The 15,483-nt window shown below is 59.8% G+C and carries 13 protein-coding genes; 9 read left to right on the forward strand and 4 right to left on the reverse strand.

The genetic code is table 11. The annotated features are described in order from the left end of the window. The first annotated feature begins 343 nt into the window (after positions 1-343). The 3 genes from AC244Q_RS15765 to AC244Q_RS15775 are packed head-to-tail and all read left to right on the forward strand — an operon-like array spanning position 344 to position 4,687. Positions 344-2,722 carry a marine proteobacterial sortase target protein gene (locus AC244Q_RS15765; protein ID WP_128405952.1) on the forward strand — a complete coding sequence of 793 codons (2,379 nt, stop codon included), beginning with the start codon at positions 344-346 and terminating at the stop codon, positions 2,720-2,722. After that, positions 2,712-3,485, forward strand: coding sequence for a class GN sortase (locus AC244Q_RS15770; protein ID WP_128405953.1), 774 nt, complete (start codon positions 2,712-2,714; stop codon positions 3,483-3,485). Before AC244Q_RS15765 ends, AC244Q_RS15770 begins: the two co-directional genes overlap by 11 nt. A 59-nt stretch (positions 3,486-3,544) precedes the next feature. Next, entirely contained in the window at positions 3,545-4,687 is a 1,143-nt protein-coding gene (locus AC244Q_RS15775; RefSeq protein ID WP_128405954.1) for a PQQ-dependent sugar dehydrogenase, read from the forward strand. A gap of 4 nt (positions 4,688-4,691) precedes the next feature. Here the strand turns inward: AC244Q_RS15775 and AC244Q_RS15780 are convergent, their stop codons facing one another. After that, complete coding sequence (locus tag AC244Q_RS15780; protein ID WP_128405955.1) at positions 4,692-5,162, reverse strand: DUF3052 domain-containing protein; 471 nt, start codon at positions 5,160-5,162, stop codon at positions 4,692-4,694. A gap of 99 nt (positions 5,163-5,261) precedes the next feature. On the opposite strand from AC244Q_RS15780, the gene AC244Q_RS15785 reads away from it, so the two are divergent. The 3 genes from AC244Q_RS15785 to AC244Q_RS15795 all read left to right on the forward strand — a co-directional run bounded on the left by AC244Q_RS15785 (position 5,262) and on the right by AC244Q_RS15795 (position 7,450). Continuing rightward, complete coding sequence (locus AC244Q_RS15785) at positions 5,262-6,152, forward strand: DMT family transporter (RefSeq protein WP_128405956.1); 891 nt, start codon at positions 5,262-5,264, stop codon at positions 6,150-6,152. 486 nt (positions 6,153-6,638) lie between these two features. Then, positions 6,639-6,854, forward strand: coding sequence for a cold-shock protein (locus AC244Q_RS15790; RefSeq protein WP_003561293.1), 216 nt, complete (start codon positions 6,639-6,641; stop codon positions 6,852-6,854). A 140-nt stretch (positions 6,855-6,994) separates the two neighbouring features. After that, positions 6,995-7,450, forward strand: coding sequence for a BA14K family protein (locus tag AC244Q_RS15795; protein WP_206641042.1), 456 nt, complete (start codon positions 6,995-6,997; stop codon positions 7,448-7,450). A gap of 281 nt (positions 7,451-7,731) precedes the next feature. Here AC244Q_RS15795 and AC244Q_RS15800 read toward each other — a convergent pair whose 3' ends face one another. Beyond that, positions 7,732-9,651 (reverse strand): HAMP domain-containing methyl-accepting chemotaxis protein, encoded by a 1,920-nt coding sequence (locus AC244Q_RS15800; RefSeq protein ID WP_017994800.1) that lies wholly within the window; start codon positions 9,649-9,651, stop codon positions 7,732-7,734. Between the two features lie 616 nt (positions 9,652-10,267). Beyond that, a complete protein-coding gene (locus AC244Q_RS15805; RefSeq protein ID WP_080635459.1) occupies positions 10,268-11,239 on the reverse strand; it encodes an AraC family transcriptional regulator in 972 nt (323 codons plus the stop codon). Between the two features lie 246 nt (positions 11,240-11,485). Here AC244Q_RS15805 and AC244Q_RS15810 point away from each other — a divergent pair, with 246 nt between their 5' ends. From AC244Q_RS15810 to AC244Q_RS15820, 3 genes are read left to right on the forward strand one after another with little or no spacing between them, the layout of a single operon-like run. After that, positions 11,486-12,454: an aliphatic sulfonate ABC transporter substrate-binding protein gene (locus AC244Q_RS15810; protein ID WP_128405958.1), complete on the forward strand. Its 969-nt coding sequence runs from the start codon at positions 11,486-11,488 to the stop codon at positions 12,452-12,454. Positions 12,455-12,473: 19 nt separating this feature from the next. Next, positions 12,474-13,316 (forward strand): ABC transporter permease, encoded by an 843-nt coding sequence (locus AC244Q_RS15815; protein ID WP_012758428.1) that lies wholly within the window; start codon positions 12,474-12,476, stop codon positions 13,314-13,316. A 4-nt stretch (positions 13,317-13,320) separates the two neighbouring features. Further along, a complete protein-coding gene (locus tag AC244Q_RS15820; RefSeq protein WP_128405959.1) occupies positions 13,321-14,058 on the forward strand; it encodes an ABC transporter ATP-binding protein in 738 nt (245 codons plus the stop codon). Positions 14,059-14,086: 28 nt separating this feature from the next. On the opposite strand, the gene AC244Q_RS15825 is transcribed toward AC244Q_RS15820, so the two are convergent. After that, positions 14,087-15,463, reverse strand: coding sequence for an ATP-binding protein (locus tag AC244Q_RS15825; RefSeq protein WP_017994806.1), 1,377 nt, complete (start codon positions 15,461-15,463; stop codon positions 14,087-14,089). Positions 15,464-15,483: the final 20 nt, after the last annotated feature.

Below are 15,483 nucleotides of genomic sequence, written 5' to 3' on the forward strand. Positions count from 1 at the left end.
CGGAGTTCTGCGGTTAGCTCTATGTCCAATGTATGACGGCATTTCAAGCGGAAAGGCGTCATGGTGGCATGATTCTTATTGATCGGTTCGCCGCGCCACCCGCCCGGCACGCCGTCCCCTTCGGAGAGGCTTGCGTCACGCGGTCGAAACGCCATGCGCAGATCTTGAATCAATCTCTGAAGTCATCCGGATTTATCCCCTGAAATCAGTGGCATCGCCGAATTGGGCCATTGCCACGAATAAGCCGCAACAAATGCTGCGCCACGCCGCAATTCGGTCGCGAGCGCGCCGAGATCGAAGCCGCATCATCCGGCATCCGAAATTGGTTATTGAGGGTATGCCAATGTTTCTGGAAGATGAGTTTGCCGTAGGGCGCATTCGTGCGCGCCGAATTTCCGTTTCAGTCCTTATTGCCGTCACCGCCTTTGCCGCCTGCATCGCCGCGATGCTGGGGCTTGCCTCCGCTGCCCGCGCCGGGCAGACGCCGCAGGCATCCGCCCAGCTCGCAGCGCTTGTCCGGCCGAACGATGTCAACAGCGGCTCGCTGCTCTTTCCGTCGAAGGAGCCGGGCTTCTATGTCGAAGCGCCGCGGCTGAAGACCGATGTCGCCATCGATGTCTCCGGCCCGATCGCCAGGGTGAAGGTGACGCAGCGCTTCCAGAATCCGAGCCAGGGTTGGGTCGAAGGCACCTACGTCTTCCCGCTGCCCGAAAATTCCGCCGTCGACGCGCTGAAAATGCAGATCGGCGAACGCTTCATCGAAGGCCAGATCAAGCCGCGCCAGGAGGCCCGCGAGATCTACGAGCAGGCCAAGGCCGAGGGCAAGAAGACGGCGTTGCTCGAACAGCAGCGGCCGAACATCTTCACCAACCAGGTCGCCAATATCGGTCCCGGCGAAACCATCGTCGTCCAGATCGAATACCAGCAGACCATCCACCAGTCGGGTGGCGAGTTCTCGCTGCGCTTCCCGATGGTCGTCGCCCCGCGCTACAATCCGGCGCCGATCGTCCAGACTGTCGAGTTCAACAACGGCGCCGGTTTTGCGACGCCGCGCGACCCGGTGGAAAACCGCGACAAGATCGCTGCCCCCGTGCTTGATCCGCGTGAGAACGCCAGGATCAATCCGGTTTCGCTGACCGTCGACCTCCGGGCTGGTTTCCCGCTCGGCGATGTCAAATCGTCCTTCCATGCGGTCGATATCAGCCAGGATGGCGACCAGGCGAGGACGATCAGCCTGAAGGCGGACACCGTTCCCGCCGACAAGGATTTCGAGCTCACCTGGAAGGCCGCCGCCGGCAAGATGCCGAGTGCCGGCCTCTTCCGCGAAGTGATTGATGGTAAGACCTATCTGCTTGCCTTCGTCACCCCGCCCACGGCCCCGGACACGGCAGTGCCGCCGGCAAAACGCGAGGTGGTCTTTGTCATCGACAATTCCGGCTCCATGTCCGGCCCGTCGATCGAGCAGGCCCGCCAGAGCCTGGCGCTTGCCATCTCCAAGCTGAACCCCGACGACCGCTTCAACGTCATCCGTTTCGACGATACGATGACTGACTATTTCAAGGGTCTCGTCACTGCCACCCCTGACAATCGCGAAAAGGCGATCGGCTATGTCAGAGGCCTGACCGCCGACGGCGGAACGGAAATGCTGCCTGCCTTGCAGGCTGCGCTGCGCAACCAGGGACCGGTCGCAAGCGGAGCGCTGCGCCAGGTCGTGTTCCTGACCGATGGCGCGATCGGCAACGAACAGCAGCTTTTCCAGGAAATCACCGCAAATCGCGGCGATGCCCGGGTCTTCACCGTCGGCATCGGTTCGGCGCCGAACACCTATTTCATGACCAAGGCCGCCGAGATGGGCCGCGGCACCTTCACGGCGATCGGCTCGACCGATCAGGTGGCAAGCCGCATGGGCGAGCTTTTCGCCAAGCTGCAGAACCCAGCCATGACCGATATCGCTGCCACCTTCGAAGGCATCAAAGCCGAAGATATCACGCCGAACCCGATGCCGGACCTCTATAGCGGTGAGCCCGTCGTGCTGACCGCGCAGTTGCCCGAGAACAATGCTGGCAAGCTGCAGATCATCGGCAAGACAGGCGACCAGCCCTGGCGCGTCGAGATGGATATCGCCAACGCCGCCGACGGCAGCGGCATTTCCAAGCTCTGGGCGCGCCGCAAGATCGACGATTTCGAGGCCCGCGCCTATGAGCGTCAGGATCCGGCCGCGCTCGACAAGGATATCGAGACGGTGGCGCTCGCCCATCACCTCGTCTCCCGCGTCACCAGCCTGGTCGCCGTCGATGTCACTCCGTCGCGCCCGGCCGATCAGCCGCTCGGCTCGGCCAAGCTGCCGCTCAACCTGCCGGATGGTTGGGACTTCGATAAAGTCTCCGGCGAAAACGCTGCCCCTCTTGGCGGCGCGGAACGCCATGGCTCGGCCACGCCGGCTGGAAACGCCGGACCGGAGCAGGCCGAAACACAGGCACTTGTCGCATCGCCTGAGATCGCAAACATGATGGCCGCAGCCCCGACTGCCAAGGCGGCCACCATGATCGCGCAGAAGAGCTCGACCGTGAACCTGCCGCAGACGGCGACGCGCGCCGACGAGCAGATCATCCGCGGGCTTACCATGCTGCTCCTGGCGCTGACGGCGGCAAGCGGGCTGGCCGTCTGGCGGCGGCGCCTCAAGCGCATTATCACGGTCGGAGCCAAGCGCGATGGTCTCTAGGCTCTCTGCAAGCCAGAACGAGGAGGCGGCAGAATTCGAGCCGCTTCCGACCTATCTGGAACTCGCCATGGCCGCCGCCACGGCCTATGACAGGCCGAAGCCTCGCCGGCGGAAGGGGTTCTTCCTCTGGCGTCTTTCCTCGATCGAAAAGACGATCGCCTTTGCCATCGCCGGCCTTGCCTTCTATGGCTTGGCACTGATCGGCGACGGTTTCCTGCTGAAGGCGAAAGCGGAGCTCTCCCAGATCCTGCTGAAAAGCGCCTTCGCCGCGGAGTTGCAGGGGAAGGAGACAAAACCCTGGCCCTGGGCGGATTTCACCACGGAGGCCAAGGTGCGCGCGCCGCGCCTCGGCAAGGAGGCGATCGTGCTCTCCGGCGCCTCTGGCGAGGCTCTGGCCTTCGGTCCGGCCTGGCTCGTCAACACGCCGCAGCCCGGCGAGGAAGGCACCTCCGTCATTGCCGCCCATCGCGACACGCATTTCCGCTGGCTGCAATACATAAAGCCCGGCGATACGATCGAGGTCACCCGCCGCGACGGCAAACTATTGACCTTCAAGGCCGGCGAGGGCCGCATCGCCCCGTGGGATGCCAACGGCATCGATCCCTCCTCCGATGGCCACCGCCTGGTGCTGACCACCTGCTGGCCCTTCAATGCCACCGAACGCGGGCCGCTGCGCTACATCCTTGAGGCAGAATTGGTCGACGACCAGGCGACGGGCTCGGTTCAACCGGTAAACACAAAGCCGTTATTGCAGGTCGAATGAGGGTTGAAGCCCTTCCCTGCACGCTCCACGTTCCACATGGAGAAACGACGGGGAGCAAGATGAAGAGAATATCCGCCTTCCATTTCGCCGCAGCGCTGGTCCTGTTCGGCGCCATGTCCGCGGATGCGGCCGACACCGTCAACACGCAGGATCTCGCCGTCCGTGTCGACAAGCTCGCCGACGGCCTCCAACATCCCTGGGCGGTCGAAGTGTTGCCCGACGGGGCCTATCTCGTCACCGAGCGGCCGGGCCGCATGCGCATCGTCCGCGACGGCAAGGTTTCCGAGCCGATCGGCGGCGTACCCAAGGTCAGCGCTCGTGGTCAGGGCGGCCTGATGGACGTGGCGCTCGCGCCGGACTTTGCGACATCTCGCAAACTCTATTTCACCGCCGCCATCGCCAACAGCCAGGGCTCCGGCACCGAAGCCTTCAGCGCCGCGCTTTCCACTGACGAGAAGACACTCGACGCCGTGAGGCCTATCTTCACCATGCGGCGCTTCACCTCGGGCAATATCCAGTACGGCTCGCGCATCGCGATTGCCTCAGACGGTACGCTGTTCATCAGCGTCGGCGATCGCGGCAACCGCGACCGCTCGCAGAACTGGCAGGACGATGCCGGCTCGATCATCCACATCAATGCCGATGGCAGCATCCCTGCCGACAATCCATTCAAGGACGGCGGCAAGGCGCTGCCGGAAATCTGGTCGAAAGGTCACCGCAACCCGCAGGGCATCACCTTCGACGCCAAGGATGGCAAGCTCTATACTGTCGAACACGGCGCGCGCGGCGGCGACGAGATCAACCAGCCCGAGGCCGGCAAGAATTACGGCTGGCCGATCATCACCTATGGCCGCGACTATTCGGGTGCCGAGATCGGTGAAGGCACCGCCAAGGACGGGCTGGAACAGCCGCTCCATTACTGGGATCCTTCGATCGCACCAGGCGCCCTCGTCGTCTATCGTGGCGCCATGTTCCCGGAATGGGACGGCAATTTCCTCGTCGCGGCGCTGAAGTTCCAACTGCTCTCGCGCATGCAGCGCGACGACGGCGGCGCCTTCGTCACCGAAGAGCGCCTGTTCGAGGGCGAATACGGCCGCATCCGCGACGTCGTCGTCGCCCCCGACGGCGCCCTGCTGATGGTGACGGATGAGGACAACGGCGCGCTGCTCAGGATATCCCGAGCGCAAGCCCGCAACGGCTGAGACGTCATAGCGAGCCGCGCAGTTCCTTGCGGATGACGAATTTCAACCCAGACCAGATCTCGTGGACGGCGCAGACCTTGACGTCGACCAGGCCAGTTGGGAGCAGAACCTCCCGCAGCACGTCCTCGGTGATATCGGTCGAAACCCGTGAACTCTTCTTCGGCCAGGATATCCAGACCATCCCGTCCGGTCTGAGGACGAGAAAAAGCGCGGGCGCGATGGCCTCCAGTGCCGCCCGTTCTGTCGTAAACAGATGCACATAGTCGAATGCACGGTGAGGCATCTCGGGAAGCGTGTGGACGACCGAAGCAAAACCGTCGAAACCATTGATGTCGCCGATCGTTTCGGGAATACCGAGAAGTGCGGCTGCCTGCCCCTCTGCAAGACCGAGTTTCCTGGCGAGCGGCGTGCCGGAATAGCCTACCGTCCCAGGCGCCACCGCACCGCCGGCCGGCTTCCGTTCTTCGCCTCGCATGTCTTCACCTCCGTCAACCGGCACGAAGTCTTCACCCTTGCCGAAAGGAAACGCAACTGCTAACCGCTTGGGCACATCTCCCTTCCCCTCGAGGACGACATGACGCGCGTTCAGGCGAACCTCCTCCTATTGCTTGCAGCCGCCATCTGGGGCGGCGGCTTCGTCGCGCAGTCGACGGCGATGAAGGCGATCGGCCCCTTCTGGTTCATCGGCCTGCGGTTTGCCGTCGCCACGCTGGCCGTACTGCCCTTCGTCCTTTTTGAAGCGCGCAAGGCAAAGGAAAAGACCAGCGCACGCCATGCCAAGCTCTATATCCTGATCGGCCTTGCCCTTTTCGGCGGCGCAGCCACGCAACAGGTCGGCCTGCAGACGACGACGGTGACGAATTCCAGCTTCATCACCGGCCTCTATGTCGTCTTCGTACCTGTTATCGCCGTCTTCTTCCTTCGCCGTGCCCCGCATTGGATCATCTGGCCGGGGGCGCTGATGGCGGTCACCGGCATCTATCTCCTGTCCGGCGGCCATCTCTCGGCGCTGACACCTGGCGATCTGCTGACCGTCGTCTGTGCCGTCTTCTGGGCGATTCAGATCACCCTTGCCGGCACGACCGTTTCCGAGACCGGAAGGCCGCTCGCACTCTCCGCCACGCAATTTGCCGTCACCGCAGTCTGTGCGCTGGCCGTTGCGGCAGCCGTCGAACCGGTCAGCCTTTCGGCAATACAGGCCGCGGCGCCGGAGATCCTTTATGTCGGCATCTTCTCCTCGGGCGTGGCTTTCGTGCTGCAGGTGATCGGCCAGCGCTACACGACGCCCTCGCAGGCCGCGATCTTTCTTTCTTCCGAAGCGCTCTTCGGCGCCTCGCTTGCAGCCCTGCTGCTCGGCGAAACGATGCCGGTAACAGGTTATGCAGGTTGCGCACTAATGTTTATCTCTATGCTTGTGGTCGAGCTCGTGCCCGGATTGACCCGCCGACGCCTGCCAGCCACGTGAACACGCGTCCAAATATGGGTGAGTCACACATCGGAAAAAAAATTATCGGATGCGGGAGACGCGTTCACGTTGCATTTTTGGGAAAATCTGCTCGGAATTTATATTGCAGACAATATAAAACGTTAATCATTCCCTATCGGCGAAGGAAATTTTGCGTTTTTGCGCAAATTGGATATCGGCAGGGATGTGCCAGGAACGACACGTTAAAAAACTTTTGCTTGCCAAAGTCCTTTAAACGCAGCACTCTCAGCGTGTTCGGGCATTTTGCGAGCATGGGAAGTCCTTAAGTATTTGCGCGCCGGGAACGCTAATATCCCGGTCAGCCGGTTCCGAAAATGGCGGGCGAAAGTCCTGCCTGGAACAGGTCGAGGTAGAGGGGACCTTTTTCTCAAATTTCAAGAATTGCCTGCCAACACCTCCCGCAAGGAGGGCAATGCTATGATGCTGCCCGTGTGGATGGCGGGCAGAGAGAAAAGGACCTGAGGCATGGCAGAGACTGGCACTGTAAAATTCTTCAATACCGACAAAGGCTTCGGCTTCATCAAGCCGGACCGGGGCGGCGCCGATATCTTCGTTCACATTTCTGCCGTTCAGGCCTCCGGCCTGGCCGGTCTGACGGAAAACCAGAAGGTAAGCTTCGACACGGAGCCGGATCGCCGCGGCAAGGGCCCGAAGGCCGTCAATCTGCAGATTGCGGGCTGAACCCTTAACAAGGCTGGCGAATTCGAGTTGAAGCCCGGCAGCAATGCCGGGTTTTGTCGTTCAGCCTTGGTTCAGCTACAAATCTCTACGACTGTGACCATCGAGAAAGGAACCGGCGTTCGGTTCCCGGGATTAGGATTATGATGATGAACAGGCTCGCCAAGACCCTTCTGCTGACGGCAACCGCTGCCGCACTCACGCTTTCCACCATCGGTGAAGCGTCGGCCCGCGACCGCCACTGGCGCCATGGCAATCACGGCAACAACGATGCGTGGGTCGGCGGCGCCGTCGGCCTTGCCACCGGGCTGATCGTCGGTTCGGCCATCGCCAATGCCAATAACGGTCCGGTTTACGAAGAGCGCCGTTACATCGACCCAGCCTACGAGCCGGATTACTACGAGCCCGCTCCGGTCTATCGCGCGCCGCGCCGCGTCTATGTCGATCAGCCGGAATATTACGCGCCGGTCCGCACGGCGGTAGAGCCCTGGTCGCCGCAATGGCAGCGTTACTGCTCCTACCGCTACCGCTCCTTCGATCCGCGCAGCGGCACCTATATCGGCAATGACGGCCGCAGCCACTTCTGCACCGCCGGCTGATCTCCCGATATCCTCAATGCCAAGCGCCGCTTCTCAGCGGCGCGTTCTTTTTGTCTACCCGTCGGCTGATGTTTTCCAGCCCATGACACCGAAAATCGAATCGACTTCGGAAAGCAATATGCGCAATTCGAAGGAATAGAGCGTGTCCGCGTCGCAATGCTCAATGCTCAAACGATCGATACCAGCAAGGCATCGGGCCTGATTTGGTGGTGTTTATGGAGCGGTTCAAAGAAACACTTTCGCGATGGAAGCACCGCAACCATCGCGAAACGAGGCAAACGTCAGAACTCTTGCCAGTCGTTCAATGCCACGCTTGACGCTTGGCTCCCACCTCCGAATGCCTTCGCGACCCTGCTTCCCAACACTCTGGCGGGAGAATCAACCTGCGGGCTCCGCGCCTCCGCAACATAGACGCGCGGACCCGTTGACCCCTGCCGAATAACCGCAGCGACCTTGAAGGGCGCGACCAGTTGCTTCAGCTTCGCTGATTCCTGGGCAAGAGTAGCGGCAGCTGCTGTGGACTCTTCCACCATGGCGGCGTTCTGCTGCGTCACCTGATCCATCGTATTAACCGCGGTGTTGACCTCAGACAGCCCGACGGATTGCTCCTTTGCCGCGACAGTGATTGCGTCCATATGAGTATTGATCTGGCCGATGAGCCCGCCGATCGAGTCAAGCGACTGACGCGTATCGCGGACGAGTTTAACGCCGCTTTGAACTTCCGTGGACGAATTCTGAATCAGGCCTTTGATCTCCTTGGCGGCTCGTGCAGCGCGCTGGGCGAGTTCTCGCACCTCTTGTGCAACCACCGCAAACCCCTTCCCCGCATCGCCCGCGCGCGCGGCTTCCACGCCGGCGTTGAGCGCCAGTAGGTTCGTTTGGAACGCGATTTCGTCGATCACCCCAATTATGTTGGAGATCTGTTGCGAGCTTTCCTCGATCCGACGCATGGCATCCTCAGCGTCGGAGACGACCTCGGCAGATTTCGCAGCGCTGTGATTGGCTTGCGTTGCGACCCGACGTGCTTCCTCCGTGAGCTTGGCAGATGAGCCGACGTTGACCGTGATCTCATCCAGGGCTGCTGCGGTCTCTTCCAAGGAGGCGGCCTGTTGTTCGGTTCTTTTTGCGAGATCATGAGCGCCTGACGCAATTTCCGACGTCCCGCTATCCATCGTTGAAATGCTGTCTACGATTGCTGAAAGAGCGGTCCCGAGCTGCTGCACCGATTGATTGAAATCGTGACGCAACGGCTCGAAATCAGGAGCGAATGCTTCCTCCAACTGGAAGGCGAGATCCCCCGCGGCCAACCGCTTTAAGCCCCCGCCAATGCCCGAAGTTGCCGCCCTGAGACGTTCATTGGCTGCCGCTTCGGCCGACTGCTGAACAGCGATGCGATTTGCTTCCTGGAGATTGCGGCCAGTCTCAGCTTCTTCTTCCAAGCGAGCATTGGTGATCGCGGCCTGGCGGAATACTTCGACCGCCGCGGCCATGGCGCCAATCTCGTCGGCGCGCCCCGCGAAGGGAATCTTCACGCTGGTGTCGCCGGATGCGAGCTTGCGCATCGCCGCCGTTATCTTCGTGGCCGGGTCGGCGATGGCGTACACGGCAAAAGCCGCGGCGGCTGCGACCAAGATCAGGCTGACCAAAAGAATGATGAAAGTGAAATTCAGGGTCGAGCCATAAACCTGAAGGCTGGTCTGGTGAGCCTGCTGACCTCTTTCCATGGCGGATTTCACCAGATCATTGGCTAACGCAGTCATTTTATCAGCGATATTCTTAACATCGGTCGCAAAGACGCCTGTGGCGGCTTGTCCGTTGCCTTCATAAGAATAATCCATCATTTCCCGCAGAGGTTTGTCATAGTCCTTCGCGACTGCTTGCATTTTTTCAAAGATTTCTCTCTCGTGCGGCGTCGTAATCAGGGGCTCGTATGCCTTGATCTCTTCGTTCAGTTTCGTCTTCTGGGAGGAGACAAGCATTTCAGCAAATTTCTTCTGGTCTTGCGTTGCCTGCAACAGATGGTTGGCCGCCAAGATGCCTAGCTCGAATCTCGCCTGAGCAATTTGATGAGCCTGATGCACACTTGGAAGGTAGCTCTCGCTAAACTCCTCGGTCTGCTCGTTGAGTATCCGCATGCCGCTGATGGCGGCGTATCCGAATGCCGCGACGAGACATCCTAATAAGAAGAAGATGCCAACCATGGCCACTTTGATACTCGGTCTTTGCACGATCTAGCCTCTCTATGCTTTTGCAGTTCGCTTCCGCTGCGGGTTCTCTCAAGGTGGTGGCACCGCCGCTGGTGATCTCGAACGAAAGCCGATTAACTCGCTCCTCACGGTTAACGACTGCGCGCAGAATCTATGATTGAAACGAAAGATGCGCTTAGCGGACAGAGCCTGCGTCTGTCGAATAGACATGCGTTGCGCTCGTTTCGTCATACGCGAGTGAACAGCTGGACCAGCGCGACAACTAATCCCTCAAATAACTCTTTGCGTAGAACTTGAAGCGCAGAAACTTGTGCAGTCGGCGCTTCGAGCGCTCGTCACTGACCGGGAAGAGATCACAATCTTAAACGGGACAAAGGCAGCTCACTCGAGAGATAATGCAGGCCGGTTGGGTGATGCTTGATCAGGCCGACATGGCGGGCCGGTTCACCTTGAAAGCGATCTCGTAAAACCAGACGTGAGGGGATCGCCCACGCTCCCGAAATGTCCTTAGAGCGCCGTGCGTCCTTTCTGACAAACAAAGGACGTTCCAACTCTTTCAATCCTCGCATCGCGTTTTCCGAAAATCGATGCCGATTTTCGGATCGATGCGCTAGCCTCTCTTGGAAAAGGTTTGAGAAGGCAATTCGCCAAATCGGGAATGATAGTCTGCTGCGAAACGACCCAATTGGAAAAATTGCCACGTTTGGGCAACCTGAGCAATCGTTCTCACATTGTCACCCGTCAGGAGTTCTTTGTGAACGGCTTCCAGTCGGAGATCCTTAAGATAACGCATTGGACTCGTGAACTTAAATTGTTGGAAACCTAGTTGTAATGCACGCGTGCTGCCCCCTGATGCCTGCACGATTTGCTCCAAAGTAAGGACCTCGTGCAGGTGAGCGCGCATAAACTCGATTGCCCTTTTTACTTGGCGAGGTGACGCGGTCGCCCCCCCGGCATGCAATCGATCGGAGAAGGAGTGTTGTAGCGAGCCGAGCGCGAGGTTGAAGAATGCGTCCGAAAGGTTGGCGAACACGCTTGGTGGCAGCGACGCAATATTTGACCCACCCTCGAAGATGAAATTGGCCAATTGGCCGAGCAGACACCCGGCACCATTGCTTAGGTCGATCTCGGGATGAAACGCGAAATTGTCTCCCACTGATGTCTCCAGGATGACAGAAAGCCGACGTTGCATTTCGGTTCGATCGACAGCTACGGTCAGGTGCCTGCGCCGCTCGGCGATGTCAAAGCCTCTATTATGCACCGCGTCAATTATAACTCCTTTTCCCGGAGCTGATGCGAAGTCCTCGGAAAGACCCCGTATATTTGCAGTGCCTTCGTCCGGGAGAACGACAAGCAGTTTATCCCCCTCCGCATGTCTGGTGTTGCGCATGCGCCCTTCATAGGCGGCTTTTATCAGAGTCATCGGTCCAAGGCTGACCATGTCACAACGAAAAGACAGCTTTCCTTGATCCAAGGGCTCGACCGTCACCGACGATGCCGAAGTCGAAAGGAAGTGCGCTAGTCTATCCGGGTCGTTGCCGCTTTCGGCGGCCCGGATAATCGTCGGACTATTTTTCTTCAATGGGATCTGCCTTCCGTGTCAATTTTGTAACATGACGGCCTGCGGACCGCCGCTTTCTTTCTGTCGAACCGTCAATTGGCCTCTCCCGACCCTCCGCTTTCTCGACATTGCGCACCGCACCACGCGTCCCCGCGGCCGAGGAAAAATATTTCTACAAATTCCATAGAAATAGAAGTTATAAGTTTCTCGCCCGTCACCAGTGCCCGTAGAACGTATCGATGGCAATCGTAGGGAGAGGAATAAGTTATGGGCGTGTTTCGTTCGGCGATAATCGGTGCCGCGGTTGCCTTGGGACTGGGGCTGTCATCGGCTGAGGCTGCCGATCTTTCGGAAATCAGGATCGACTGGGCGACGTATAATCCCGTCAGCGTTCTTCTGAAAAAGGAAGGCCTGCTCGAAAAGGAATTCGCCAAGGACAATATCAGCATTCGCTGGGTGCAGTCCGCCGGCTCGAACAAGGCGCTGGAATTCCTGAACGCCGGATCGATCGATTTCGGCTCGACGGCGGGTGCGGCGGCACTGATCGCGCGGGTCAACGGCAATCCGATCAAATCCATCTATGTGTATTCGCGCCCCGAATGGACGGCTCTGGTCACCCGCGCCGACAGTCCGATTTCCACCGTTCAGGATCTGAAGGGCAAGACGATCGCGGTGACCCGCGGCACCGATCCGCATGTCTTTCTCGTCCGTGCCCTGGCCGATGCCGGCCTGAAACAATCGGACGTGAAGCTGGTCCTGCTGCAGCATGCCGATGGCAAGCTGGCGCTTCTGCGCGGCGATGTCGATGCGTGGGCCGGGCTCGATCCGCTGATGGCGGCCGCCGAAGTGGACGACAAGGCAAAGCTCTTCTATCGCAAGCCGGAAAACAACAGCTGGGGCGTGCTCAATACGACCGAGACCTTTGCCGCGGACCATCCCGATATCATCAAGCGCGTCATCGCCGTCTATGAGCAGGCACGGGCGGAGGCGCTCGCCGATCCTGCGGCACTCAAGGCGGCACTGGTGGAAGCGGCAAAGCTGCCGGACGACGTGATCGCCAAGCAGCTGGAGCGGACGGACATATCGCAATCGACGATCGGCGATCTGCAGCGCGATACGATCTCGAAAGCGGGCATCGCCCTGCAAAGCGCCGGTGTCCTGCCAGCAGACGTCGACATTCCCAAAGTCACGAACGAGCTGATCGACGATCGTTTTGCGGTCGGGAAAACCCAATAACAGAGCATAGATCATCGCGATGACGGACTTGACCGAAACCGGTATCAAGACGGAAACGAGGACGCTGCGCTTGGTCGCGGCGTCTATCTTTTATGGAGTGAGCAACAAGGTGGCAGTGGCTGTTCTGCTACCGGCGCTCGGGCTCTTGTTCTGGGAGATTGCCATTGCGGCCGGCTGGTTCTCAGGCCGTCTCATGCCACCGCCATCCAGGGTCGCCGCGACGCTATGGGTGCTCTTGAAGTCTGGTGAACTGCTCAATCATATCGGCATCACCACGGTACGGGTGTTTTTCGGATTTGCGATCGGCGCCGTCACGGCCACGATCGCCGGCGCTATAACTGGATATTTTGGGCTCGCCCGTCGACTGATCGATCCATCGCTTCAGGCGCTCCGCTCCATTCCGTCAATCGCCTGGGTACCGCTCTTCATTCTCTGGTTCGGGATCTTCGAGACATCGAAAGTGGCCTTGATCGCCGTGGGAGTCTTTTTTCCGGTCTATCTCGGCATCTCGGGCGCAATCCTCTCGGTTGATCGCAAGATTGTCGAGGTCGGGCGCATCTTCAGGCTTTCCGGCTTCACGCTGGTGCGGCGGGTCATGCTGCCTGCGGTCTTCCCGGCCTATGTGACTGCCTTGCGATCCGGCCTCGGTCTCGGTTGGATGTTCGTCGTCGCAGCGGAATTCATGGGCGCTTCGGAGGGCCTCGGCTATCTTCTCGTCGATGGCCAGCAAATGGGCAAGCCGGACCAGATCATGGCTGCCATCATCGCCTTCGCGGTCGTCGGCAAGTTGACGGACAGTCTGCTGCTTGCGGCGACGACACCTTTCCTGACCTGGCAGGACAGTTACAGGCGTGAGGGATGAGTTGATGCTGACGCTGCGAAATTTGGAAAAAACCTATGCAAATGGGGTTCGTGCTCTGGAGGGTTTCTCGCTCAGGCTGGCTCCGGGAGAAATCGTCGCCGTCATCGGCGGATCCGGCTGCGGCAAGAGCACGTTGCTGCGCTTGATCAGCGGCCTCGACATTCCCACGCAAGGAACAGTCGAGCTGAACGGCGAAAAGGTTACCAAGCCGCATCCGCTGATCAATCTAATCTTTCAGGAGCCGCGCCTATTTCCATGGCTAAGTGTCGCAAACAATGTTGGCTTCGGCCTCGCCGAACTCGAAGGCGATAATCGCAGGCAGCAGATAGAGGCTGCATTGGAAAAGGTGGGCCTCGGGAAATTGGGCGGACGGTGGCCGAAGGAGTTGTCAGGTGGCCAAGCCCAGAGAGTAGCAATCGCCCGCGCGCTGATTACCCGACCGGAAGTGCTGCTGCTGGATGAGCCCTTTTCGGCCCTCGATGCCTTCACGCGCGCCGATCTGCAGGATCACCTGCTCGACATATGGGCCGAAACGCGCCCAACGCTCGTGCTGGTGACGCATGATATTGACGAGGCGCTTGTCCTCGCCGACCGAATTATCGTGATGCGACCATGGCCCGGTCGCATTCTCGAGGAGATCGGCATTGACCTGCCGAGAAAGCGTGATCGGGCATCGGCATCGTTCGAGGCCGCGAAAAGACAGTTTCTCATGTCGCTCAATGTATCGCTGCGGTCCACCTGATATGCCGCCGATTTGGCGCAGCCCCTGCCTAAGCCGGGATGCGGATCGTTGCCCTCAGCCCACCGAGCGGGCTGTCACTGAGCGTGACGTTGCCGCCGTGGCTGCGGGCAATGTCGCGGGCGATCGCAAGGCCGAGCCCGGTCCCTGATGCATCGAGGTTGCGCGCCGTATCCAGCCGGAAGAACGGCTTGAACACGTCCTCACGGTTCTTTTCGGGAATGCCGGGCCCGTCATCGTCGAAGATGACGGTCAGCCATTTGGCATTGTGCTTGGCCTCAATGTCGAGACTATCGGCATACCGGCGCGCGTTCGAGGCAAGGTTAGTGACGAGACGCATGAAGGCGTTCGGTCTGACGGAAATATCGTCATCGCCTTCGATCGAATAGCTGAATTTTTTACCGTACAGGGCGAAATCGGATTCCAGCTTTGCGAAGATCTCGCTGAGTTTCAGCTCGCCGACACCCTCTTCGACCTCGCCGCGTGCAAAGGCCATGTAGGCCTCCAGCATGGTCTGCATGTCGTTGACGTCATCGTTGAGGCCATGCAGGTCGGGATTGTCGCCGGCCAGTGCCAGCTGCAGCTTGAAGCGGGTGAGGATGGTGCGCAAATCATGGCTGACGCCGGAGAGCATCGCGGTACGCTGCTCGATCTGCCGTTCGATTCGCTCGCGCATTAGGATGAAGGCAAGACCGGCGCGCCTGACCTCGTCAGCCCCGCGCGGATAGAAATTATCGGGCTTCTGCCCCTTGCCGAAGCTTTCGGCGGCGCGCGCCAAGGTGAGGATCGGCCGGATCTGCCCGCGCAGGAAGAGGATAGAGATGCCGATCAGCACCAGCGAGGTGCCGACCATCCAGACGATAAAGATATGCGTGTTCGAGGCATAGGTCTGGCTGCGCTTGGTCAGCACCCGCAGGATCTTGTTGTCGAGTTTAATGCGGATCTCGACGAGGTTCGAGTTGCCGACCGTGTCGATCCAGAAAGGCCGATGGATCTCGTCGGTGATCTCGTCACTGAGGATGCCATCGAGGATCGAGAAGAACGGTTTGACGCGCGGCGGCGGCAGGTCGCCATCCGGCTCGATCGAGATCTGCAGGCTGAGCTGGTCGCGAGCGATGCGGATGATTTCGCTATAGTCCGAATTCTGCGGATAGGTCTCGATGATCTCGATGATCGCGGCGATGTCACGGGTGACCGCAAGCGACAGCCGCTCCGTTACCATTTGCCAGTGGCGCTCCATGAAGACGGCGGCGACGACGGATTGCAAGAGCACCATCGGAATGATGATGATCAGCAGCGAGCGTGCGTAAAGTCCGGTCGGCAGCCGCCGGCGCAGCCAGCGGACGATCGAACGCCAGCCCGGCGCAGAAGTGCGGTCTTCCCGCCGCAAACTGTCGATCGTCACCATCAGCGCCGGTCCCGAACCTT

This window comes from Rhizobium sp. CB2179, assembly GCF_057653455.1.